Here is a 23,420-nt window from a genome sequence, read left to right as displayed (position 1 = left end):
AATGACCCTACAAGAAAGAGATAAAAAACACCTTTGGCACCCGCTAAAACAACACCAATTAAGTCCAAATAGTTTGGCGATTGTAAAAGCGAAAGGATGTATTTTAACAGATGAAAATGGCAACGAATATATCGATGCGATTTCTTCTTGGTATACGTGCATGTTTGGGCATTGCAACGATTTTATAACGAGTCGTGTTTACCAACAAATGCAACAATTAGACCAAGTAATGTTTAGCGATTTCACCCATGAACCGGCTGTAAAATTATCCGAAGAATTGATTAAAATATTACCTCAAAATCAGAATCGCATTTTTTTTAACGACAATGGTTCCACGGCGGTAGAAGCGGGGATTAAAATGGCGCTCCAATATTATTTTAATTTAGATGAAAAGCGCACAACATTCATCGCTTTTGAAAACGGATTTCACGGCGATACGTTTGGCGCCATGTCTGTTTCTGGTTTGTCGGTATACAACGGTCCTTTTGAAGATTTTTTAATGGATGTAAAACGAATTCCGACACCGAATGGAAAAAATCATCAAGAAATTTTAGCAAAATTAAAAGAATACATAGAAAATTATAAAATTGCAGGTTTCATTTATGAACCCATCATTCAAGGTGCTGCAGGAATGAAAATTCACAACGCAGCAGGTTTAAATGAGATTTTAAATTTCTTTAAAATCAACAATATTTTAACAATTGCAGATGAGGTAATGACCGGTTTTGGGAAAACTGGACGCAATTTTGCATCCGATTTTATGGAAACAAAACCTGATATCATCTGTTTGAGTAAAGCGTTAACGGGTGGTTTGGTTCCGTTGGCGATTACTTCTTGCACAGAAAAAATTTACGAGGCTTTTTTAAGCGACGAGATGGCAAAAGGTTTTTTTCATTGTCATACATATTCAGGAAATCCGATTGCCTGCAGTGCTGCAATTGCTGCGATAGAATTATTGCAATCTGATGAAATTCAGCAAAATATTATAGAAATTTCAAGTGCTCACAAGGTGTTTGAGAACCATATTTTAAAACATCCAAAAGTAAAAACAGCACGTTCTCAAGGAGTTATTTTTGCTTTGGATCTCAATACAAAAATGGAGCGGTATGGCAATTTGCGAGATAAATTATTGAAATTTTTTATGGATCGGGGTGTTTTTTTACGTCCGTTAGGAAACACAATTTATATTCAAGTTCCATATGTCATTTCTAAAAAGCAACTACAAAAAGTGTATGATACCATTGAACAAAGTTTAGAAATTATTTAGGGCGTTCCGTTTTTTTTGGCTAAAAGTTTTGAAATAAAAATTTTTAGCCAAAAAAAAACGTCAGGCTTTCCGCAGTCGCTATTTTTGTTGAAAAAACAAAAATGAGCTCCGACAATGCTCCAATCCTTAACACAAAACTTATCTTTGTATAAATTATAGACCTCACAGGTGTTTAAAACCTGTGAGGTCTTCGATATGTATACAATTAATGATCCAGCCAATCTCCATAACATCCATAGCCTCCATTTCTGCATTGGGCAGTACTCAAAAAGAAATCTGGCAAAATTATTTAGTAAATAAACACTTTTTAGTAGAAAAAAAAGTGCATTATAAAACTGTTTTTGTAGGGCAATTATCTGAGGAAAATCAGCAAAAAATTACACTTTTAAGAAAATCAGATTCAAAATATAGAAATTTAGATGATGCTGTTTTATTCGCAATCTTTGTTGCTAGAGAAGCGGTTAAAAATTCTAATTGGAAGTCCGAAAATAATTTCGGAATTAATTTTGGCTCCTCAAGAGGGGCTACCTCTTTATTTGAAAAATATCATCAAGAGTTTTTAGAAACCCAAAAGTCTTCCACCTTAAGTTCTCCAACCACAACACTAGGTAATATTTCTTCTTGGGTTGCGCACGATTTACAAACTTCGGGTCCAGAGATATCGCATTCAGTTACTTGCTCTACAGCTTTACATTCACTATTAAACGGAGTTGCTTGGATAAATTCTGGAATGTCAGAAAAGTTTTTAGTGGGCGGAAGTGAAGCTTCTTTAACCAATTTTACCATTGCACAAATGCAAGCATTAAAAGTCTATGCAAAGCATAATGCTGAACTTGATTTAGTATCTGTTAATACTAAAAACCAATTTCCATGTAAGTCTTTCGATCTAAAAAAGAAACAAAACACCATGGTTTTAGGCGAAGGTGCAGCTGCAATTTGTTTGGAAAAAGGAATTGTAAAAAATGCTTTAGCAATGATTGCTGGAGTCGGTTTTGCAACCGAAGTTTTGGTTCATAATACGTCTATATCTGCCGATGCAAAATGTTTTCAGAAATCTATGAAAATGGCTTTAGGGCAAATTTCTAAAGAAGAAATTGATGTCATTGTCATGCATGCTCCAGGAACTATCAAAGGAGATCAATCTGAAGTGAATGCGATAAAAAAAGTTTTTGATAACAAAAAACCTTTTTTAACTACAACTAAATGGAAGTTAGGACACACATTTGGTGCCTCTGGAATGTTAAGTTTAGAATTGGGTTTGTTCATGTTGCAACATCAACAAGTAATTGAAGTTCCGTTTGCAGTCAAACAAACGCATCCAAAGAAAATTAAAAACGTGATCATAAATGCAGTCGGATTTGGTGGAAATGCAGTTTCAATTTTATTAACAGCAAATTGATACAATCTTTATGAAATTATGCAGTCTAGTTTCGCGGTCATTTTTAGAATCTTACAATCACGCGATTTTGTAAAATGTTCTTTATGCTCCTTTGTGTCATTAATTCGGTTTTCTCTAAAATTCAATAATTCATTTGGCTTACATCAATGAAACGGCATTTATTTTTTTGCTAAAATAATGAGCACTTTTAAGAGTGATTTCTATGTTATATTTGTGTGCTATGTCTTAATGAGTTTGTGGTAAGGCTTTTTTTGACTCAAATATATCCTCAAATGCTTTTGGGTTTGAGTTCTTGATGATTCTTGTTTTGTTTAGTTTTTAACAAAAACAATGCGATAGTGCTAATTATATTTGCAATATTTAAAATTAATTGTATATTTACACCAGTATTATTAGCTATTTTGATACTTAAGAGAATGTTCGTAACTTTATTTGAACATTTTACAGTATAAAAAACTAATATAATTAGCATTTTATCAACCAACTTAAACTTTAAAAATATGATTTTATTAGTGCAGTGTGTTTTTACTTTTGTGGCAAAACTTGTAGCAATTTTGTTTAACTTTTTGTAATATTGAGTGCTTGTGATGATGACAATTGACATGAAGAAACAAAAAAAGCTGACAATGGAAAATTATCACATGAAAATCAAAAATTACTTGTTGCAATTTGAATTTAATATTGTTTTTTCGAATTTTCTAAAGTTCATTTAAACGATTCACAGGGCAAGCAATAGTGTTAAAATTCGATTCTAAGAATCAATAAATTTAAGGTCATTTTGAAAATTGTCTGTTTTACAATCAAAAATAAATAGTAAGCAAATCAATAAAAAGCTACACTTGAGTTATTTGTAGAGAAAGTAATCAATGCCAATAAATATAGTCATGATAAAATTAATAATCCAATACCATTAAAGTAGAAATCGCCGAAAAATGGTTTGGCAAAATTAAAAGAATAGTCATGTTTTTCTAACCATAAAAATTTATAATATTGAACAACTTAATAGACATAGTACTTTCTCCGGTGAACATCACACTAACCATTTTGATGCTGATCCTCGTTTTGTATTGGTTGGTAACTATGGTTTCTGGAGTAGATTTTGACCTCGATTTTGATGTGGACGTGGATATTGATGTAGATATCGATGCAGATTTTGATACCAATATTGAAGGTGGAAATGTAGATTTTCAGGATATTTCTAGCACGGAAGTCAATAAAGAAGATATTGTAAGGAATAGAAGAAAACCGTTAAAATGGTGGCAGGTGGTTTTGGTATATTTCAACTTTGTTGGATTGCCTTTTATGTTCACATTTACCTGTTGGATTTTTATTTGGTGGATTTTAACAACCATGATTACCACCGCGACTTTAAGTTATGAAAATACTTTTGGATTTATAATTATGCTATTCGGTTTTTTTCCAGCATTGATACTAACTAAAATTTTTACAACACCCTTCAAAGGTTTCTTTAGAAATTTAAATAAAGATGGAGATCTCCCTATTGATGTAATCGGAAGAAGAGGGGTTTGTTTATCAACTATCAAAGAAAATAAAATGGGTTCTGCAGAAGTTGTAGTCGAAAATACACCGCTATCAATTTATGTAAAATCTTTAAATGGCGAACAAATTAATTTTAGAGAGCCTATTTTAATCATCAAACAAAGTACAGATAAAAATTATTATTACGCACAATCTTATATAACTAACTAAAAACAACTAAAAATTATGCTAGAAGGCTTATTACCAATTATTGGAATCGGTTTAGGATTAATCTTATTCCTTGTTATTGTTTATTTTGCAATTATTGCAATGTTCTACAAAAAAATTCCGCAAGGACAAGCTTTGGTGCGGACAGGGTTTAAAGGTACAAAAGTGGCCACAGATAGAGGTTTGTATGTAGTTCCTGTTTTTCATAGAGTAGAAATTATGGATATTTCTGTAAAGAAAATTCAAATTGAAAGACTTGGTAATGAGGGTCTTATTTGTAAAGACAACATGCGTGCCGACATTAAAGTTGCCTTTTTTGTGCGTGTAAATAACGAAATCGATTATATTAAAAAAGTGGCACAAACCATTGGCTGTGCAAGGGCATCAGATATTGAAACCTTAGAAGATTTATTTGAAGCAAAATTTTCTGAAGCGCTAAAAACTGTAGGAAAGAAATTTCAATTTATCGAATTGTATGAAGCTCGAAGAGAATTTAGAGATGAAATTGTAGATATTATCGGTACAGATTTAAATGGGTATACATTAGAAGATTGTGCTATTGATTATCTAGAGCAAACCCCAGTTTCGTTCTTAAAAACAGATAATATTTTAGATTCAGAAGGAATTAAGAAAATCACAGAATTAACGGCAGCACAAAATGTAAAGTCGAATTTAATTATGCGTGATGAACAAAAAACCATCAGAAAACAAGATGTTGAGGCACGTGAAGCAATTTTAGAATTAGACAAGCAGTTGGCTGAAAAAGAAGAACAACAAAAAAGAGAAATTGCCAATATTAAATCGAGAGAAGAAGCAAGTATTTTAAAAGTTTCTGAAGAAGAACGATTAAAATCTGAAACTGCCAGAATTTCTACCGAAGAAAAATTACAAGTTGCCGAAGAAAATATGCAAAGGCAAGTAATTGTTGCCGCCAAGAATAAATTGAGAACAGATGTCGTAGAAACGGAAAGAGTTGAAAAAGACAGAATGTTAGAAGCTACAGAAAGAGAACGAATTGTAACGTTGGCCCAAATTGAAAAAGAAAGAGTTTTAGAGGTTGAAAAAAAGAATATTCAAGATGTAATTCGCGATCGTGTAGTATTAGAAAAAGGAGTGGTACAAGAGCAAGAAAATATGAAAGACATTCAGGCTTTTAAAACTGCAGACAGAGATAAACAAGTAAAAATTACCATTGCAGAGGCAAATGCAGAAGAAGATTTAATAAGAACTACTAAGGCTGCAGAAGCACAAAAACAAGCAGCAATTCAGCAAGCAGAAGAAATCAATATTGAAGCTTTGGCGAAGAAGCAAGCAAGCGAAAAAGAGGCGGAAGCAAGAAAAATTTTAGCAGAAGCAACCGCAAAAGAAGAAGCTACTATCGGAATGTCTGAAGCACAGGTAATGCATGCAAAAGCAGATGCTCATGAGCGAGAAGGTTTGGTAGAGGCATTAATTATTGAGAAAAAAGCAAAAGCAGAAGCAGCGGGAATTGAAGCAAAAGCAACGGCAATTCAGAAACAAGGTATGGCAGAAGCAGCCGTAATTAAAGAAAAAGCATTCTCAGATGCAGCAGGAATAGCAGAGAAAGCAAATGCCATGAAAAAATTAGATGGTGTCGGTAAAGAACATGAGGAGTTTAAATTGCGTTTAGATAAAGAATTACAAGTTGATTTAGCAGAAATTAATATTCAGAAAGAAATTGCGGATGCACAAGCAAGTGTAATTGGAGAAGCTTTAAAAGCTGCGAAAATTGATATTGTTGGCGGAGAAACGATGTTCTTTGATCAAATTATTGGACAAATTACCAAAGCTAAAGGTTTTGATAGATTGACAAAACATTCTGAAAACATTCAAGATGTTAAAGACGCAATTTTGGGTAGTAATGATGTAAAAGGAAATTTATTAGAAAAAGTTAGAGATTTTGCAACAAAATACAATGTTTCATCCGAAGATTTAAAGAACCTTTCTGTAGCGAGTATATTAATGGATTTAAAATCAAAAGCAATTGACAAAGAAGAAGGTAACTTGTTTTCTAATTTAATGAATCTTGCAAAGGGCTTAGGATTGTCTGATAAAAAATTGGGGTAATTTAAATCCCACCATGTATCCTGCAAGGTCTTTTTTTTTGACCTTGTAGGGTGTAAAATTAAAGATTATTTAGAATTATAAATACCTACAAGGTTTTTGAAACCTTGCAGGATAGAACTACAGGTAATTAATTTCTGCAATAAAATCTATCTAAAATCCGAATGCAAAAAGAAGAAAAAAATCAAAAAAATATTCTAGAAGATGGCACGTATGAAATTATTCAAGGCCGTCTTCAAAAACAAAAAGAAGCACTTCAAAATAGACTTGGGCAACTAAATCAAGAACGCGCAAAAGTATTTGGCAGTGTAGAAACCAAACTGATTGCGAATAACAGAATCAATACAGAAAATAACTGTATTGCCAGAGATATTGTGACCATTGGCGATGTCAGTATTTTTGGTTATAATGTCCATTTCGGATTAAGAACTGAAGTAAAATTAGAGGATGTTTTTAGTATTTATTCTTATGATGGTACTCAATTTGTAAACAAAAAATTAGATTTCTTACAAAATGATGCCTTTATTACAGACTTCACAAATCTTTATAAATATTACAGAAATACCATTTTCAGCAAGTTTGCCATGATTGGCAATTACTTACACATGGTTTTTCAATTAAGTGAAAGTACTAGCGATATTAAAACGTTTAAATGGTTGATTAACGATGGCACTTTAACGTATGTTGATAATAGAAGTGAGCACGAATTTGTATTTCCTAATCAGCATGAATACAAATGGCAAGAAGTGTCTAGAGATATGCATTTTTATGGAAAATACCCTCATATTGGTATTTTAGATAAAGTTTTTGTAGAAACTGTTGGTGGAGATTTAACCATAAAAATCGAAAATAATACTGAAGACGGACAAGGTATTTATAGTGAAACGGTAACCCAGGCAGACCAAACTTTAGATGATGGTCAATATAGATTTGCTGATTTAGGGAACCTCATTATTTTAGAAATTAAGCCCTTTCAAGAACGTACACGTTATTTTGTTTACAATCATAAAATACAGGAAGTTAAGAAAATAAACGCGATACAAGATGCGGCTGTGTTACTCCCCAATGATCAGGGAATTATCTTTTCTAACGGATATTATTTGCAGTCGGGTGCGTTTAAAATTTTTGACAATCAGTTAACGGATTTAAAGTTTCAAGATAAAATATCCTCACAAAACGGAGAGGATTTTTTCTATGTTTTTTATCAAGAAAAAACAGGTTTGTATGTGTTAATGGCTTACAATGTTATTGAGCAAGAAGTGAAAACGCCCATTATTTGCAGCGGATTTACTTTCTTAAAGAATGGGGAATTGTGTTATTTTAAAGATAATGAAGACCAAACGAGACATCATGTAATTCAGATTTGGCAAACACCTTTTACTCAAGGCACCGAAATTCCATCAGAGTATAAAGATTCCTTACTTTATAAAATAGGGAATAAAGACATTGTTAAAGCGATGGCAGAATGCCAAGTTTTAATAACTTTATTAAACAAAGAAGATAATTACGACGGCTTGTACGAAGATATTGCAAAAATATCTTTAGATATTTCTGATAGTTATTATTGGATAAAAGAGCCAAAAACCTTCCAATTATCAATTCCGTTAACAGAAATAAATCTAGCAGCAAATTCAGCGATTGACGAGTTTGATAAAGTTGTGCAGCTTCGCAAAAATGCTGCAAAGATTATTGAAGAAATATCTCAAAAAACAAATGCTTTTTTTGCAAAAATAAAAAGTACCTCTTTTAAAGTTATTGATGATTTTGTGCAAGCATTATCTAAATTAAGAACGTTACGAGGAGAAATTATTGGTTTTAAAGAAGTTCGCTATGTAGATGTTGCTTATTTAGAGAATTTAGAAGTGGAGCTTGCGAAACAAACGGATACGATTTCACAACGATGTGTTGCTTTTCTTTTGGATGAAAAAGCATTATTGCCTTATCATCAAAGAGTTGCGGAAAAAGAAATAGCGTTAGAAAATATCAGTAAAGTAATCAAAGGGAAAGCATTAGAAAAAGAAGTCAATCAAATTGTAACTGATTTAGAATTGCTAATAGATATTGTTTCTAATTTAGAGATTGAAGATACCTCACATTCTACAAAAATTATTGATGCTATTTCGTTGATTTTTTCAACGATAAATCAATTAAAAGCAGGCATAAAAAATAAAATAAAAGCCTTAAGCTCAGAGGAAGCAAGTGCAGATTTTTCATCTAAAATAAAATTGATAGATCAAAGTATTGTTAATTATTTAGATATCGCTACTACACCAGAAAAAACAGATGAATTACTGAATAAAGTAGCCATTCAGTTAGAGGATTTAGAGGGAAGATTTGCAGATTATGACGAATTTATTGGAGATATTTTAGAAAAAAGAGAAGAGGTATACAACGCTTTTCAGGCTCGAAAAAGTAGCATTACCGAAGCTAGAAATAAAAAAGCGATTTCTTTAGAAACTGCGGCAAAAAGAATTTTAAACGGCATTGTTAAAAAAGCAGAAAGTTTTCAATTTTTAAATGAAATTAATGGGTATTTCGCTTCCGATTTAATGATTAATAAACTGCGAGACATCATTAAACAGTTATATGATTTACAAGATGGCGGAAAAGCAGAAATGATTGAAACGGGTTTAAAAACCGCCAAAGAAGATGCTACAAGAAAACTAAAAGATAAGCAAGATTTATATGAAGACGGAGAAAATGTTATTAAACTAGGGAAACACAAATTTGGGGTTAACAGGCAAGTCTTAGATTTAACGATTGTTTATAAAAACAAATCGCTTTCTTATCATTTAACAGGAACCGATTTTTATCAAGAAATTGATAATGAAGTTTTATTGAAATCAGAAAAATATTGGAATCAGTCTTTTGTTTCTGAAAATGAAGAAGTGTATCGCGCTGCTTATTTGGCATATCGAATTTCACAAGAAAATTCTATGCAATATTTATGCAATTTAAATGATGAAGCCTTGCTTACTTTGGTAAAAAGTGTTGCCTCAAAAAGTTATACTGAAGGCTATACAAAGGGAGTGCATGACTTGGATGCTTTTAAAATTTTAAAAACATTTATCGAAAAAGAAACATCACTTGGCTTGTTGAGGTTTTCGCCTAAAACTAGAGCGTTTTCTCAGTTATTTTGGCACTGTTTATCCGAAGAAAAAAGAATATTTTATGGTGATAAAATCAAGGCATCCGCAGCGGTTTTAAAAGTGTTTCCCAAAAGTGAAAGTCATTTTCAATTGATTCGTGCTTTAGGGAAGTCAATTAACACTATTTTTTCTAAGGAATTAATCAATATTACAGCATATCAAGAGGCAGACCAAGTTGAAATTGCCACCTACTTATTCGAAGAATTAAGCGATGAAACCTCTTTTTCTGTAAGCCAGAAAGCATTGACTTTGTTTGAAGAATTTAAGAGGATTTTAAAAGAGCAGAATGATATTAAGAATTTGAGAACTGAAATTCAGTTGATAAAAAATGAACCCTATAAAATTGATTTGGCAACAGAATGGGTTTCCTCTTTTGTAAAAGCAACGCATCCGAATAGTGAGGATTATTTGTATGAAGTAGTTTGCTTATTTTTATATGAAAATACTTCTTTACAAAATAGTGTAAATGTCGAGGCAGAGGTTATTATCAAAGATTTATCGGGGAATCATCCTACCATTAAAAACCAAGAATTTAATTTTGATTATCACCATTTTTCTGCCCAATTATTGCATTTTTCAACGGTGGAGATTTCAGGATTCAATCAATATAAAAAAGAAAAACACCAAGTTACAGAAGAGTTAAAAGAAGCCTTAAAATTAGAAGAATTTTTACCAAGAGTTTTAACCTCTTTTGTAAGAAATCAATTAATTGATGAAGTATACTTGCCTTTGTTTGGCGATAATTTATCGAAACAATTAGGGAGTGTGGGCAGTAATAAACGAACCGATAGAATGGGAATGTTGTTGCTTATTTCTCCGCCAGGATATGGTAAAACTACATTGATGGAATATTTGGCAAACAGATTGGGTTTTATCTTTATGAAAATAAACGGTCCTGCCATTGGTCACGATATTACTTCTGTAGACCCCATATCGGCCTCAAATATTGCGGCTAGAGAAGAATTAAAAAAACTAAATTTAGCTTTTGAAATGGGGAATAATGTGATGTTATATTTAGATGATATTCAGCATTGTAATCCAGAGTTTTTACAGAAATTTATTTCTTTGGCAGACGGAACACGAAAAATTGAAGGGGTCTATAATGGGCAGCCAAAAACCTATGATTTTAGAGATAAGAAATTCTGTGTGATTATGGCGGGAAATCCGTATACAGAAAGCGGCGATAAGTTTCAAATTCCGGATATGCTTGCCAATAGAGCCGATATTTATAATTTAGGTGATATTATTGGCGATACGGAATCCTTATTTAAGATGAGTTTGATAGAAAACTCGTTGACTTCTAATCCGATTTTAAGTCAAGTTTCGAACACAAATTTCGATGATATTTATCAATTGGTAAAAATTGTAGAGACAGGAAATAGAGAAGGAATTGAGTTAAAAGGAAATTATACCAAACAAGAATTAAACGATTATTTGTCTGTTTTAGAGAAAGTAATCATTATCAGAGACCGGGTGATGGAAGTAAATGCGGCGTATATAAAATCTGCTGCTATGGACAATCAAAACCGTACAGAACCTAATTTTAAATTACAAGGATCTTACCGAGATATGAATAAATTGGTAGCGAAAGTGGTGCCAATTATGAATAACAAAGAGTTAGAAATCTTGTTGTTGTCTCATTATGAAAACGAATCGCAAACTTTAACGAGTGCAGCAGAATCAAATCTTTTAAAATATAAAGAGTTAGGAGGTTTGTTGACTACGGACGAGAAACAACGTTGGGAAACTATTAAAACTACGTTTGTGAAAAATAACAAGCTAAAAGGTTTTGGTAATACCAATGAAATGGCGCAAGTTTTAGCACAAATGATGCAGTTTAGTGAGCATTTAGAAGGAATTCAAGAAGTTTTGAAAAAAGGATTAGAGAAATAAACGAAATACTGTATTTTTGGGCTAGAAATTAAGAGCAGATTTTATGAGCGAAGTAAGACACAATTGGACGAAAGAAGAAGTTTTAGAGATTTATAATAAACCTCTAATGGACTTGCTGTTTGACGCAGCAACCATCCATAGAAAACAACACGATCCAAATGTTGTGCAAGTGTCAACATTATTATCTATAAAGACCGGTGGGTGTTCTGAAGATTGCGGTTATTGCCCGCAGGCTGCAAGATATCATACCAATGTAGAAGGCAATGATTTAATGACAGTGAACCAAGTAAAAGCACAAGCATTAAGAGCCAAAGAAAGCGGAAGCTCTAGAGTTTGTATGGGTGCTGCATGGCGCAATGTAAAAGATGGGCCAGAATTTGATCAGGTTTTAGATATGGTGAGAACCATTAATAAGCTCGATATGGAGGTTTGTTGTACATTAGGAATGGTTACTGAAAATCAGGCGCAACGTTTGGCAGAAGCAGGTTTGTATGCTTACAATCATAATTTAGATTCCTCCGAAGAATATTATAAAGAAGTAATTTCTACCCGAGGATATCAAGATCGATTAGATACCATTGATAATGTTCGGAAAACAAATGTTACTGTTTGTTCTGGTGGAATTATTGGAATGGGTGAAGCGGCAGAAGACCGAGCAGGAATGTTGGTTGCCTTATCTACCTTAAATCCACAACCAGAATCTACACCCATTAATGCGTTAGTTGCTGTTGAAGGAACGCCTTTAGAAAACGAAACGCCTGTTGATATTTGGGACATGATTCGCATGGTTGCTACCACAAGAATTGTATTGCCAGAAACACAAGTAAGATTATCTGCAGGGAGAACGCAAATGAGTAGAGAAGGGCAAGCCATGTGTTTCTTTGCGGGTGCAAATTCTATTTTTGCAGGTGATAAATTACTGACGACTCCAAATCCTGATGTGAACGAAGATATGAAAATGTTTAAATTGTTGGGTTTAAATCCGCAAAAACCATTTACTAAAAAGGTACAACCGCAAACGGTAGAGGCATCAGAATCTGCATACAAAGCTTTAGGAGAAAAGCCAAAATGGACAAGACCAAGTCATAAAATTGAGCGCAACGAAATAAAGAAACAAGAAGCAAAAGCGCTTAAAGTGTAAAATAGAAATAATATTTATTAGAAAGAATTTGAGAAATTCGAATAGTAATTTTAGATGATAAATAGTAATAACCTTGCGAAATTGAGGTTATTTTTAATCCTTCATTTTTTTCAGAAATCACGTCTCTTACACCACTAGCGCCAGCTTAACTGCACACCATATGCTCAGTTTTTAGTGGCTGGCGTTTATTTTTTGCTATGATCTAAATATTAATTTGAGATAGTTATTTCTACATCTGAATCTGGCATCATAAAAGTAAATACGCCATCATTATGATTTAATACTTCAAGAGAATTACCACTAGCATCAACTGCAGATACGGCAGTAGATTTTGTGTGAATATTAAATACGCCACCTTCTACCCATTTGTCAAAACATGTGTATCCAATATTTGAATTGTCATTCACCGAAATGCTATGAGCGAGCTCTAAAGAAGAATACCCCATGGCTTCTAGTATTGAATTTGCCATATGCAACATACCGTAATCTCCTGGATGTGCAGCCACGCCACTAAATGAAATCGGGTACAAAACTTGCGTGTTTTCATCCCAAGAGCCACCCTCATCAGCAGTATAATCTCCCCAAATGTAATCACCCATTCTGGAGGTGTATCCATATGAATTTGTGATACCAAAATTAATATAGGTCAAGTTCAATGAATCTGCTGCAGCTTCTAACGCTTGATCTTTGGCTGTGACAGGAAACAACATGGAAGAAATATAACCATCAGCTGAGGGAATTTTATCAAAGCAATAATTCATTAAGTCTATGATAGCAGATGAAAACCCCGTATTATCTACAACATTCTCTCCCGCTCTAAATATGATACAATCAACGTCTGATGTCAAAAAAGCATCTAGTAATGAGCCCTTATCAATCGTGAAATTTCTTTCCCATGCAGCTACATTTACAACCTTTGTTACGGAGGAAGTCTCTTTTTGTTTTAAACCTGTTTCTAACAAATGCACAAAATCATTTTTCTTTACTGAAGATGCCATACCTCTAATACCACCAAATCCATAGGAATAAATCCTATGGTGAATTCCATAAGAATGAGAAATTACCAATACATTTTTATATTGTATCGGAATGACTTGTAATTGAGAGTTTACTACTTTTAATTTATAATTATTTCCACTACGGTCTGAAACAATACCTAAGTTATTATTGGCTTTGGTTGCCAAACTTAATGCTTTTTCAGCTGTTGATTTTACTTGCTCAAATTCACTTTTTGTTATAAAAGGAGATTCAATTGATACTAAATCATACTTTAGATTAATATACCCTCCATATGGAGTTGCTATCGGATTAAGTACTCCCGAGACACCACCATATAGCATATAAGAAGTATTGTCATCTGTAGAAGAATATGCATTCCATGACAAAAGCTCTGTCCTATCTGAATAATGATAATAAGCAAATAATTGCTGATTTGCAGGTATTTTATATCCATATTTGAGAACATTTATTTCATTTATCCCTTTTATTACATCGAGTTCAAATTCTTGACCTATGATTCCCCAATTACGCTGATCTAATGAACCTATTCCAAAACGTTGTACTCCTGCGGTTAGCGAATAGAAAGAAATAGTACTTAATATTTTATCTTCCGGTTGAGCAATATTTGACATCGTTGCAAGTCCGGGTTGTCGTGAATCTCCAGCAAAACTGCTACCCCCAGCAAATATTTTTCCAATGAATATACTATCATTTATTTCAATTGCCGTTCCTTTATTGTTCCAATATGCTGTGTCAGCCTCTGTTATTCCAGCGGCTATAGAATTAATAAATATTGAATCTTTTTCAATATAACTATTCAATTTATTGTTCCAATTAATCGTGTCATTTACACTTATTCCACTTGCAACAGACGAACTATAAACCGGATCGGATTCAATAGCAACAGTTTTTGCATGCAAGGCATATGGCATGCTCAATAACTGGCTTGTTCCTGCAATAGTATAACTCGTTCCGCCTGTTGGGTCGGTTTCTGTTTTTATGTAATAAGGGCCTTCAGACCAGTCAATTGTAGAGAAGTTTCCTAAAACAACTATTCCTTCTCCAATTTCTATACTTACCAAACCGTTGGTGTTAGAAGTTGGTGTTTGGGTTTCTACATAAAGAGGCGTTCCATTGGAAGAGCCTTGCAAAATAGAAATTTTCATACTTACGGATTGTTCAGTAAGTAATGCCTTGTTTCCATCTCTTACAACGGCTTGGTAGCTCATTTTTTCAGGTGCTTGAGTAAACACACTTGATGTTATAAGTATTGCTGCACAAATTAGAATTATCTTTTTCATTGCTATTTATTTTTTAATGATTTTAATTGTTTTTATTCATACGTTTTGTTTGGTGACTTTTAGAAAATAGATCCCATTTGATAAGTGTTGTATATTGATTTGGGTATTTTGTTCCTTAATGAGTCCGCTAATCATATGTTTTCCTTGAATATTAAAAAGGGGATACTTTAAATTACCATGAAAACGATTATTTGAGTTACTTACTATTATTTTATCTGAAGTAGGATTTGGATACGTTAGTAATATTAAATTTTCGAGTAAAAACTCAGAATTACTTAATACTTGAAATGCAAAAGATTGCTGTACTCCTTGAACTATTAAGCTATTGTTTTGATTATTGGGAGTATAAAATAAGTGTCCAATAGTATAAGAAGAGGTTCCATCACCAGAAGCATCAGCTCCAGAAGACGCAATGGTTGATTGTGCATTCAGGAAATATGTGATAAATAACACCCCAAAAACAAGGATAATTTTTTTCATAGTTTTTGTCTAAATCATGTCGCTTTTTACTGACGATTTACAGTTTTTTTCAGTAACCTTATTATTGGTTATAATTTCTAACCTTAAGATTTTTAGGTTATACCTCTTTTTTTAGTAATTTCTAACCTTCACTTGTTTGGATAAAAATAAAATTAAGTAATGATATAAGTTTACGTGTTTCCGTATTCTCTTAATTTTATTTTCTTTTTTTTTAGTATGTGCGACAAACATTAAAATTTTACGCATTTTACCTCATCCCCCCTTCTCCTAAATTTCAAAATATTTTTTTCGTTTTATTTTTATTTAGTGTTTTAAACACGCCAGAGGACTTCTAACTAAAATCCCACTAATTCCTAGTGTTGGTGGGGTAATCCCCCTTGAATAAAACAACATTTAACTAAAAATTATACTATTATGGTAACAGTAAAAGAAATTTAAAAGGCTCAGAATTCAAAAGAAAAAGTTTTTTACGGTCTAATTGCACAGACAGGAGCAATGGCTGTTAAAAGTAAACAATCAGGGAAAGTGTATTTTACCGCAAAAACGGTCTTTGTCAGTGGTACCTTCGATGAACAAACAACATTATCCCTTGTTGGTGCAGAATTTGAAGGTACTGTTAAAAAGGTAAACACAGAACCTTATGAATACACCATCGAAGAAACAGGCGAACTCATTGAAATGAATCATAGATGGGAGTATGTAAAGCTAGCTTTGGAAAGGGAAGTGCAAATTGTGGCAGAAAAAAGTATTTACTAATTGCACTTTCGACATTTTCGAAACGTTTAAAAGAGTTTACCAATAGTTAGTAGGCTCTTTTTGTATATTAGATATCAATAGCGTCCTAAACGTTTAAAAAGAGAAAGGGAAATTTGTTCCATAAAGTTACCTTTGTGGTGCACCACAAAAAACACCTTTCTCTGATGCTAAATTAGTGTTGTCCGACTAAAATTAGCTAAAGTATTGATAGTATTGATTTTCAAGAGCCTTTAAGTAGTACACCTTGCTTTTAAAACCGCTTTAGAATTTATGATGTATCGAGAAATTTAAAATCGTAGTAATATTGTTTTTCAATTAGTTAAAGTCAAGTCTTTGTTCTTGATTCTAACAGCGAAAGCGGTCTTTTTATCTTTTATCGGACAACAAAGATTCTAAATATAACATTGTTTTCTCAAATATTGTAATTAATATATTACATTTATAATAGTAAAGAGTTAAACGAAAATCTAACATTTTTTTAATATCTGGATTCTAAAGTTAGTGTACACAAATAACAAATAGTAGAATTATGAAAGCTTGTCCAAAATGTAAATCCGCTTCCAGACATCGCACCAAAAGAAAGGTGATTGTAAAATTATTTCCAGGATCTAGAGCTTATAGTTGCGGTAATTGCAGTGCCAAGTATACATGGTTTCCAATGGTGAACAGAAGCATAAGAATTTAAAAAAAAAGCCTCATTTGAATTCAAATGAGGCTTTTTTTATGTTATCAGTATTGGCATTATTATTGGAATAATCTAAAAATATCATTACCATTTGCAAAAAGTAGCAAAGCAATTAAAAGCACAAAACCTACAACTTGGGCATATTCTAGAAACTTGTCTCCTGGTTTTTTACCTGTAATCATTTCCCAAAGCGTAAATACTACATGGCCTCCATCTAAAGCAGGGATCGGTAATAAATTCATAAACCCTAACATTATAGATAAGAACGCTGTAATGTTCCAAAACGATTCCGCGCTCCATTCATTAGGAAAAATACTTCCAATAGATATAAAGCCACCTAAACCTTTGTAAGCACCCGTACTTGGGTTAAAAATCTTTTTTAATTGTTTTATATAATCGGTTAATGTTTTCCAAGATTTGTTCCATCCTGCAGGAATTGCTTCGGCGAAAGAATATTCAAGATCTGCCAATTCATAATAACCCAACCTCTCTAAATCTTTGAAAGGGATGGTAGTAGAAATAACTCCAATTTTTCCATCTTCTGAAATTTGTAGATCAATTTTTTTGGTTTTGTTGTCTCGTAAAACGTTGGCAGTAACTTTTTGACCTTTAACTTTTAATAATATAGCTTCTGCTTCATCATAATATTTCATAGAAACACCATTTATGGCAGTAACAATATCTTTCGGTTTTAAGCCTGATTTTAGGTTGGGAGAATCTTCTGGAATCTGACCAATTACAAAAGGGTATCTAGGGTATAAAACTGGGCCTGCGTCTTTACCTCGATCCATTAATTGAGAAATAAAATCTTCTGGAATTTCTTTATCAATTACGTGTCCATTTCTTTCTATCTGAAAGTTATTTCCGTTGATAAATTCTAGAGATAAGCCCGAAAATTTCTTTATTTTTTGGCCATCTACAGTTAGAATTTTATCACCATTTTGAATGCCTAGATTCATAGCTAAGGAGTCTCTTACCCAAACACCATCTTTTACATTTTCATTAGGTAAGTAGCTTTCACCATACCCCCACATTAACATGATGTAGATAAAAATACCTAAAACGAAATTCACAAAAACACCGCCTAACATTATAATAAGTCGTTGCCAAGCAGGTTTAGAACGGAATTCCCATGGTTTTGGTGGTAATGCCATTTGTTCTTTATCCATGCTTTCATCAATCATTCCGGCTATTTTTACATAACCTCCTAAAGGAATCCAGCCAATACCATAAACGGTATCTCCAATTTTTTTCTTAAAAATAGAAAATTTATAATCAAAAAATAGGTAGAACTTTTCTACTTTAATTTTAAATAATTTTGCAGGGATAAAGTGACCTAATTCGTGCAAAACAATTAATAGTGATAAACTTAAAATAAATTGTGATGCTTTTATTAATATTTCCATTCAGTATTCAATCAGATTTAAAAAAGGGACAAAGGTACGTTTTTAAAGAGAGTTTAAAAAGAACTATTGAAAGTTGATTTTTATTTTAACAAAGATTTTAGAAGTATTTAGCCTTGTCCTACTTTTCTATGGTTTTTTTAAGCCGTAAATTTGCAAAAACACTTTCGGTATGGATGTAAATTTCTTTAAAAAGAGTAAAATAACAATCATTTTTTTAATCGTGTTTTCGGCAATTGCGATACCGGTTTATTATCACTTATTAAAAGTGGATAAAAAGTTAAAAGTATATAATCCAGCCGATGTAAATCCTAGTTTGGTAGATGCTTCCATAAAACACATTACAAAAGATCATACCATTGCAGATTTCAAATTAATAAATCAAAATGGGAAAGTCATCACTCAAAAAGAGTATGAAAATAAAATATATGTAGCCGATTTCTTTTTTACACGTTGCACAAATATATGCATCGCCATGGCGTATAATATGAGTGAATTGCAGGAATACTATAAAAATGATGAAGATATTATGTTTTTATCACATTCCGTGACACCGAATATAGATAGCGTTTCAGTCTTAAAAGAATATGCATTGAATAAAGGTGTGATCGATAAAAAATGGAACGTAACGACTGGTAATAAACAACATATTTACGAATTAGCGAGAAAAAGTTATATGGCGGTTGTTGAAGATGGCGATGGAGGTGAAAATGATTTTATTCATACAGAGCAATTTGTTTTAGTTGATAAAAAAAGACGTATTCGAGGATTTTACGATGGAACGGAAAAAAAAGACATGGAAAAGTTAAAGAAAGATATGGTTCTTTTGAAATTGGAATATACCAAAAAATAACTTGTTTAGAATGATTCTAAATGGTTATCTTTGCTGCACAAAAAATAAAGTCTTTTGAGTACAATTGCATCTTTACGTGTTGGAGAAATAGGATATATTTCTGAAGAATCTCTAGATTCTATTCCTTTAAAATTATTAGAAATGGGTTGTTTGCCTGGGGCTGAAGTAAAGCTGATTCAAATAGCGCCTTTAAAAGACCCGTTATATATCTGCGTAAATGACAGTCATTTAGCTATAAGAAAAGAAACAGCTTCAAAAATTAAAATTCTAAAAAGTGAATAATAGATGTCTAAAATCGATATAAAAGTTGCTTTAATTGGGAATCCAAATACAGGTAAAACATCACTTTTTAATCAACTTACAGGGTTAAACCAAAAAGTAGGAAATTATCCGGGTGTTACGGTAGATAAAAAAACAGGAATCAGTAAATTGTCTGCTACACAAAATGCAATTATTACAGATTTGCCTGGAACGTATAGCATCAATCCTACTTCTATAGATGAGAGTATTGTTCTAAAAACGTTACTTAAAAAAGACATTAAAGAATCTCCAGATGTAATTCTGGTGGTTGCTGATGTAGAAAATTTAAAGAGAAATTTATTGTTGTTTTCTCAAATTAAAGATTTAGAAATCCCTACGGTTTTGGTCATTAATATGGCAGATCAAATGGCTAGAAAAGGTATTTCTATTGATTTATCGATCTTAAAAAAAGAATTAAATACAGAGGTTGTTCTAGTAAGTGCAAGAAAAAATGAAGGAATAGAAGATGTAAAAGCGGCTATAATTCGCTGTCATGTAGCAGCAAAAGCTTCTCCTTTATGCGGAATTAATCATCAAATTGATCCAGATTACTTTAAGAAACTAAAAGAAATTAGTCCAAATTATTCATTATACCAATTATGGTTAATGGTTACTCAAAACAATTTTCCAGATACAATTACAAAAGAAGAAAAACAAAATTTAGTAGCCTTTAAAAAAGACGCTTTTAAACTCAAAAAATACCAGCACAAAGAAACTATTTATAGATACCAAGAAATTAATAAAATTTTAAAGAAAACATATCTTATTGATAAATCAAAAGCAACAGATTTAAGAGGTAAATTAGATAAAGTATTTACGCATAAAATATTTGGTTATGTGTTTTTCTTTCTGATTTTACTCGTAATTTTTCAGTCTATTTTTGATTTAGCTTCTGTACCTATGGATTTTATAGATAGTACTTTTGCAGAATTAGCAGATTTTGCAAAAAGTAATTTACCAAACGGAGTTCTTACAGATTTATTAACAGAAGGAATTATTCCTGGAATCGGTGGTGTCATTATTTTTATTCCACAAATTGCTATTTTATTTTTATTCATTGCTATTTTAGAAGAAACTGGCTATATGAGTAGAGTTGTTTTTTTAATGGATAAAATTATGAGACGTTATGGAATGAATGGAAAAAGTATCATTCCGTTAATTTCTGGAACCGCTTGTGCAATTCCTGCAATTATGGCAACGAGAACTATTGGCAGCTGGAAAGAACGTTTGATAACGATTCTAGTGACACCTTTTACAACTTGTTCCGCGCGTTTGCCAGTATATGCTATTTTAATTGGATTGATAATTCCTGATAATAAAATCTTTGGATTTTTAAATTTACAAGGACTGGTTTTACTTTTTTTATATGGGTTGGGTTTTGCAACGGCAATATTAGCCGCGTATATTTTACATAAAACCTTAAATATAAAATCGAAATCATTTTTTGTCATTGAAATGCCAAATTATAAATTACCATCCTTTAAAAATGTTTTTTTTGAAGTTGTAGAAAAAACAAAAGCTTTTGTTTTTGGAGCTGGAAAAATTATTTTAGCACTCTCTATTGTCTTGTGGTTTTTGGCATCAAATGGGGGAGATGCTTATAAAAATTCAGAAAAATTGATTATTGAAAATGTGGATTATCAGCACTTAAGTGATGTGGAACTTCAACAAAAAATAGCATCGGCTAAACTAGAGAATTCTTATATTGGTAGCATGGGAAAAGCTATTGAGCCTGCCATAAAACCTCTTGGGTATGATTGGAAAATAGGAATTGCATTGATTACTTCGTTTGCAGCGCGTGAAGTTTTTGTGGGTACGTTAGCCACCATCTATAGTGTACAAGCAGATGATGAAAATACAACAACCATAAAACAAAAAATGGCGTCTGAAGTAAACGAAACAGGGGGTAAGCTTTTTAATTTTCCTGTGGGGATGTCTTTAATGATTTTCTACGCTTTTGCCATGCAATGTATGGCAACTTTGGCCATTGTAAAACGTGAAACAAAAACATGGAAATGGCCATTAATTCAGTTATTCGGTATGGGGTTATTGGCGTATGTAGCTTCATTTTTAACCTATCAAATTTTAAGCTAATGCAAGAAATTATTGTTTATTTATTAGTAGCATCTGCAGTATTTTTTTTGATAAAGAAATATTTTATTCCGTCTAAAAAAGAAAAAAAATGTAGTTCAGATTGTGGTTGTCATTAAAACCTTAACAGAATATTAATAGCTTAATACGCTGAAAATTTTTAATTTTGATTTCAATTTTAACTAATAAAATTAATTTATAAAATGAAAAAAGCTATTCTCTCAATTGTAATGTTTGCCATTGCCTTGATTTCGTCAACAGAAATATCTGCACAGGAATCTTCAAAAGTAGATGTTGTTCCTTCCTTTTCAAAAGTAGACGTTAGTCCTATGGATGCAGCTTCATATCCTTCTAATTGGCGGAATTCTGATAAACTTGTAAAAGTGATATACAGTAGACCACAATTAAAAGGAAGAACTTTAGAAAAGTTAGCGCCAAATGATAAAGTTTGGAGAACAGGTGCAAACGAAGCTGCAGAAATTACGTTTTATAAAGACGTAAATTTTGGGGGTAAAAAGGTAAAAGCTGGGACTTATACGTTATTTACGATTCCTACAGCTTCAGAATGGACGGTTATTTTAAGTAATCAAAAAAATGTTTGGGGTTCTTATTTTTATGATAAGGCAGAAGATGTGGTTAGAGTTCAAGGAACAGTATCGCAGTCAAAAGATTTAATCGAAGCTTTCTCTATTGTTTTTGAGGGTGAAGATGATAACGCTACGATGCATTTAGGTTGGGCAAATACTGTGGTTTCTATTCCTGTAAAAGGATAGATTTACAAAGCAATATCTATTAAAAAAGCTTCATAAATTATATTTTATGAAGCTTTTTTATTGAATTTATATTCGTATGCTAATCGATAAATGGTCTTATTTTTATTTTAAATAGATTGTTTCTGTTGCCATTTCCAAGCAGATTCTAAAGAATCTTCGAGACTCATTGCTGTGTTCCAGTTTAGTTCTTTATTAGCGGTTGTGGTATCCGCATAAGCGGCAACGACATCACCCTCGCGTCTTCCTACAATTTTATAATTCAATTTTAAATTATTTACTTTTTCAAAAGTTTTAATAATCTCTAAAACAGAACTTCCTTTCCCGGTACCAATATTAAAACATTCAAAAGCTTTTTTATTGTTGTTGTTGATGAGTCTTTGTAGTGCTGCGATATGAGCTTTTGCTAAATCTACTACATGAATATAATCTCGCACCGCTGTTCCGTCTTCGGTCGCATAATCATCACCAAAAACAGACAATTCTTTACGAATTCCGGCTGCAGTTTGGGTCACAAAAGGAATTAAATTTTGAGGAACACCCAAAGGTAATTCTCCAATTTTTATAGAAGGATGCGCTCCGATGGGATTAAAATATCGTAAAGCAATACATTTTAAATTATGGGCATTACTGGTATCTCTAATGATTTCTTCTCCAATTTGTTTTGTGTTTCCATAAACAGATTCTGCTTCTTTTACAGGTGCTTCTTCTGTTATTGGTAATTCATCTGCTTGGCCATAAACGGTACAAGAGGAAGAGAAAATAAAATTATCTAATTTTCTATCTCTCATTTCTTGTAAAATGTAAACCAAAGAATTTATATTGTTTTCATAGTATTCTAACGGTTTTCCCATGCTTTCTCCTACTGCTTTATAGGCAGCAAAATGGATTATTCCATCAATTTTATGCGCATCAAATACTGCTTTTACATCACTTTTAACGCGAACATCTGCTTTATGAAAAATTGGTTTTATGCCTGTTATTTCTGTGATACTGTCTAAAACAGAAATGGTAGTATTTGCTAAATTATCTATAATAACTACTTCAAAGCCTTCGTTTTGTAATTCAACTACGGTATGAGAGCCTATAAAGCCAAGGCCTCCTGTTACTAAAATTGTTTTCATGTTTGGTTGTTATTTCA

Annotated in this window: 16 protein-coding genes; 12 read left to right on the top strand and 4 right to left on the bottom strand. The window is 32.3% G+C overall.

Annotated features, from left to right (window positions below):
* Nucleotide 1: 1 nt before the first annotated feature.
* The 6 genes from bioA to bioB all read left to right on the top strand — a co-directional run bounded on the left by bioA (nucleotide 2) and on the right by bioB (nucleotide 12,641).
* Nucleotides 2–1,267, top strand: a complete 1,266-nt coding sequence (gene bioA / locus K8354_RS11405) for an adenosylmethionine--8-amino-7-oxononanoate transaminase (RefSeq protein WP_223439732.1) — start codon at nucleotides 2–4, stop codon at nucleotides 1,265–1,267.
* A 208-nt stretch (nucleotides 1,268–1,475) separates the two neighbouring features.
* The gene (locus tag K8354_RS11400; protein ID WP_223439730.1) at nucleotides 1,476–2,666 is read left to right on the top strand and encodes a beta-ketoacyl synthase N-terminal-like domain-containing protein; all 1,191 of its coding nucleotides are present in this window, start codon (nucleotides 1,476–1,478) and stop codon (nucleotides 2,664–2,666) included.
* A gap of 990 nt (nucleotides 2,667–3,656) precedes the next feature.
* Nucleotides 3,657–4,376: a hypothetical protein gene (locus tag K8354_RS11395; RefSeq protein WP_223439728.1), complete on the top strand. Its 720-nt coding sequence runs from the start codon at nucleotides 3,657–3,659 to the stop codon at nucleotides 4,374–4,376.
* Nucleotides 4,377–4,391: 15 nt separating this feature from the next.
* Entirely contained in the window at nucleotides 4,392–6,461 is a 2,070-nt protein-coding gene (locus tag K8354_RS11390) for a flotillin family protein (RefSeq protein WP_223439726.1), read from the top strand.
* Nucleotides 6,462–6,622: 161 nt separating this feature from the next.
* Nucleotides 6,623–11,500 (top strand): DNA repair ATPase, encoded by a 4,878-nt coding sequence (locus K8354_RS11385; protein WP_223439724.1) that lies wholly within the window; start codon nucleotides 6,623–6,625, stop codon nucleotides 11,498–11,500.
* A 43-nt stretch (nucleotides 11,501–11,543) separates the two neighbouring features.
* A complete protein-coding gene (bioB, locus tag K8354_RS11380) occupies nucleotides 11,544–12,641 on the top strand; it encodes a biotin synthase BioB (protein ID WP_223439722.1) in 1,098 nt (365 codons plus the stop codon).
* Between the two features lie 209 nt (nucleotides 12,642–12,850).
* Here the strand turns inward: bioB and K8354_RS11375 are convergent, their stop codons facing one another.
* Nucleotides 12,851–14,941, bottom strand: coding sequence for a DUF8740 domain-containing protein (locus K8354_RS11375; protein ID WP_223439720.1), 2,091 nt, complete (start codon nucleotides 14,939–14,941; stop codon nucleotides 12,851–12,853).
* Nucleotides 14,942–14,977: 36 nt separating this feature from the next.
* Nucleotides 14,978–15,421, bottom strand: a complete 444-nt coding sequence (locus K8354_RS11370) for a T9SS type A sorting domain-containing protein (protein ID WP_223439718.1) — start codon at nucleotides 15,419–15,421, stop codon at nucleotides 14,978–14,980.
* 495 nt (nucleotides 15,422–15,916) lie between these two features.
* Here K8354_RS11370 and K8354_RS11365 point away from each other — a divergent pair, with 495 nt between their 5' ends.
* Entirely contained in the window at nucleotides 15,917–16,177 is a 261-nt protein-coding gene (locus K8354_RS11365; protein ID WP_223439716.1) for a hypothetical protein, read from the top strand.
* Between the two features lie 744 nt (nucleotides 16,178–16,921).
* Here the strand turns inward: K8354_RS11365 and rseP are convergent.
* Nucleotides 16,922–18,268: an RIP metalloprotease RseP gene (gene rseP / locus K8354_RS11360; RefSeq protein ID WP_223439714.1), complete on the bottom strand. Its 1,347-nt coding sequence runs from the start codon at nucleotides 18,266–18,268 to the stop codon at nucleotides 16,922–16,924.
* Nucleotides 18,269–18,437: 169 nt separating this feature from the next.
* On the opposite strand from rseP, the gene K8354_RS11355 reads away from it, so the two are divergent.
* The 5 genes from K8354_RS11355 to K8354_RS11335 all read left to right on the top strand — a co-directional run bounded on the left by K8354_RS11355 (nucleotide 18,438) and on the right by K8354_RS11335 (nucleotide 22,282).
* A complete protein-coding gene (locus K8354_RS11355; protein WP_223439711.1) occupies nucleotides 18,438–19,118 on the top strand; it encodes an SCO family protein in 681 nt (226 codons plus the stop codon).
* Between the two features lie 54 nt (nucleotides 19,119–19,172).
* On the top strand, nucleotides 19,173–19,400 hold the full coding sequence (locus tag K8354_RS11350) for a FeoA family protein (protein ID WP_223439709.1): 228 nt from the start codon (nucleotides 19,173–19,175) through the stop codon (nucleotides 19,398–19,400).
* Between the two features lie 3 nt (nucleotides 19,401–19,403).
* Complete coding sequence (gene feoB / locus K8354_RS11345; protein ID WP_223439707.1) at nucleotides 19,404–21,512, top strand: ferrous iron transport protein B; 2,109 nt, start codon at nucleotides 19,404–19,406, stop codon at nucleotides 21,510–21,512.
* A complete protein-coding gene (locus K8354_RS18910; RefSeq protein ID WP_437440112.1) occupies nucleotides 21,428–21,628 on the top strand; it encodes a FeoB-associated Cys-rich membrane protein in 201 nt (66 codons plus the stop codon). Before feoB ends, K8354_RS18910 begins: the two co-directional genes overlap by 85 nt.
* A gap of 84 nt (nucleotides 21,629–21,712) precedes the next feature.
* A complete protein-coding gene (locus K8354_RS11335) occupies nucleotides 21,713–22,282 on the top strand; it encodes a DUF2911 domain-containing protein (protein ID WP_223439703.1) in 570 nt (189 codons plus the stop codon).
* A gap of 107 nt (nucleotides 22,283–22,389) precedes the next feature.
* On the opposite strand, the gene galE is transcribed toward K8354_RS11335, so the two are convergent.
* Entirely contained in the window at nucleotides 22,390–23,403 is a 1,014-nt protein-coding gene (gene galE, locus K8354_RS11330; protein ID WP_223439701.1) for a UDP-glucose 4-epimerase GalE, read from the bottom strand.
* Nucleotides 23,404–23,420: the final 17 nt, after the last annotated feature.

The organism is Polaribacter litorisediminis (assembly GCF_019968605.1).
In the GTDB taxonomy this organism is placed as follows: Bacteria; Bacteroidota; Bacteroidia; order Flavobacteriales; family Flavobacteriaceae; genus Polaribacter; species Polaribacter litorisediminis.
The sequence above is the reverse complement of the archived record's forward strand: the minus strand, read 5'-3'. Positions and strand labels throughout refer to the sequence as shown.

Excerpts from the sequence above, each read along its gene's own strand:
- bioA (WP_223439732.1), top strand. The coding sequence starts at position 2 with ATGACCCTACAAGAAAGAGATAAAAAACACCTTTGGCACCCGCTAAAA.
- K8354_RS11400 (WP_223439730.1), top strand. The coding sequence starts at position 1,476 with ATGATCCAGCCAATCTCCATAACATCCATAGCCTCCATTTCTGCATTG.
- K8354_RS11390 (WP_223439726.1), top strand. The coding sequence starts at position 4,392 with ATGCTAGAAGGCTTATTACCAATTATTGGAATCGGTTTAGGATTAATC.
- K8354_RS11385 (WP_223439724.1), top strand. The coding sequence starts at position 6,623 with ATGCAAAAAGAAGAAAAAAATCAAAAAAATATTCTAGAAGATGGCACG.
- bioB (WP_223439722.1), top strand. The coding sequence starts at position 11,544 with ATGAGCGAAGTAAGACACAATTGGACGAAAGAAGAAGTTTTAGAGATT.
- K8354_RS11375 (WP_223439720.1), bottom strand. The coding sequence starts at position 14,941 with ATGAAAAAGATAATTCTAATTTGTGCAGCAATACTTATAACATCAAGT.
- K8354_RS11370 (WP_223439718.1), bottom strand. The coding sequence starts at position 15,421 with ATGAAAAAAATTATCCTTGTTTTTGGGGTGTTATTTATCACATATTTC.
- K8354_RS11365 (WP_223439716.1), top strand. The coding sequence starts at position 15,917 with ATGGCTGTTAAAAGTAAACAATCAGGGAAAGTGTATTTTACCGCAAAA.
- rseP (WP_223439714.1), bottom strand. The coding sequence starts at position 18,268 with ATGGAAATATTAATAAAAGCATCACAATTTATTTTAAGTTTATCACTA.
- K8354_RS11355 (WP_223439711.1), top strand. The coding sequence starts at position 18,438 with ATGGATGTAAATTTCTTTAAAAAGAGTAAAATAACAATCATTTTTTTA.
- feoB (WP_223439707.1), top strand. The coding sequence starts at position 19,404 with ATGTCTAAAATCGATATAAAAGTTGCTTTAATTGGGAATCCAAATACA.
- K8354_RS18910 (WP_437440112.1), top strand. The coding sequence starts at position 21,428 with ATGGAAATGGCCATTAATTCAGTTATTCGGTATGGGGTTATTGGCGTA.
- K8354_RS11335 (WP_223439703.1), top strand. The coding sequence starts at position 21,713 with ATGAAAAAAGCTATTCTCTCAATTGTAATGTTTGCCATTGCCTTGATT.
- galE (WP_223439701.1), bottom strand. The coding sequence starts at position 23,403 with ATGAAAACAATTTTAGTAACAGGAGGCCTTGGCTTTATAGGCTCTCAT.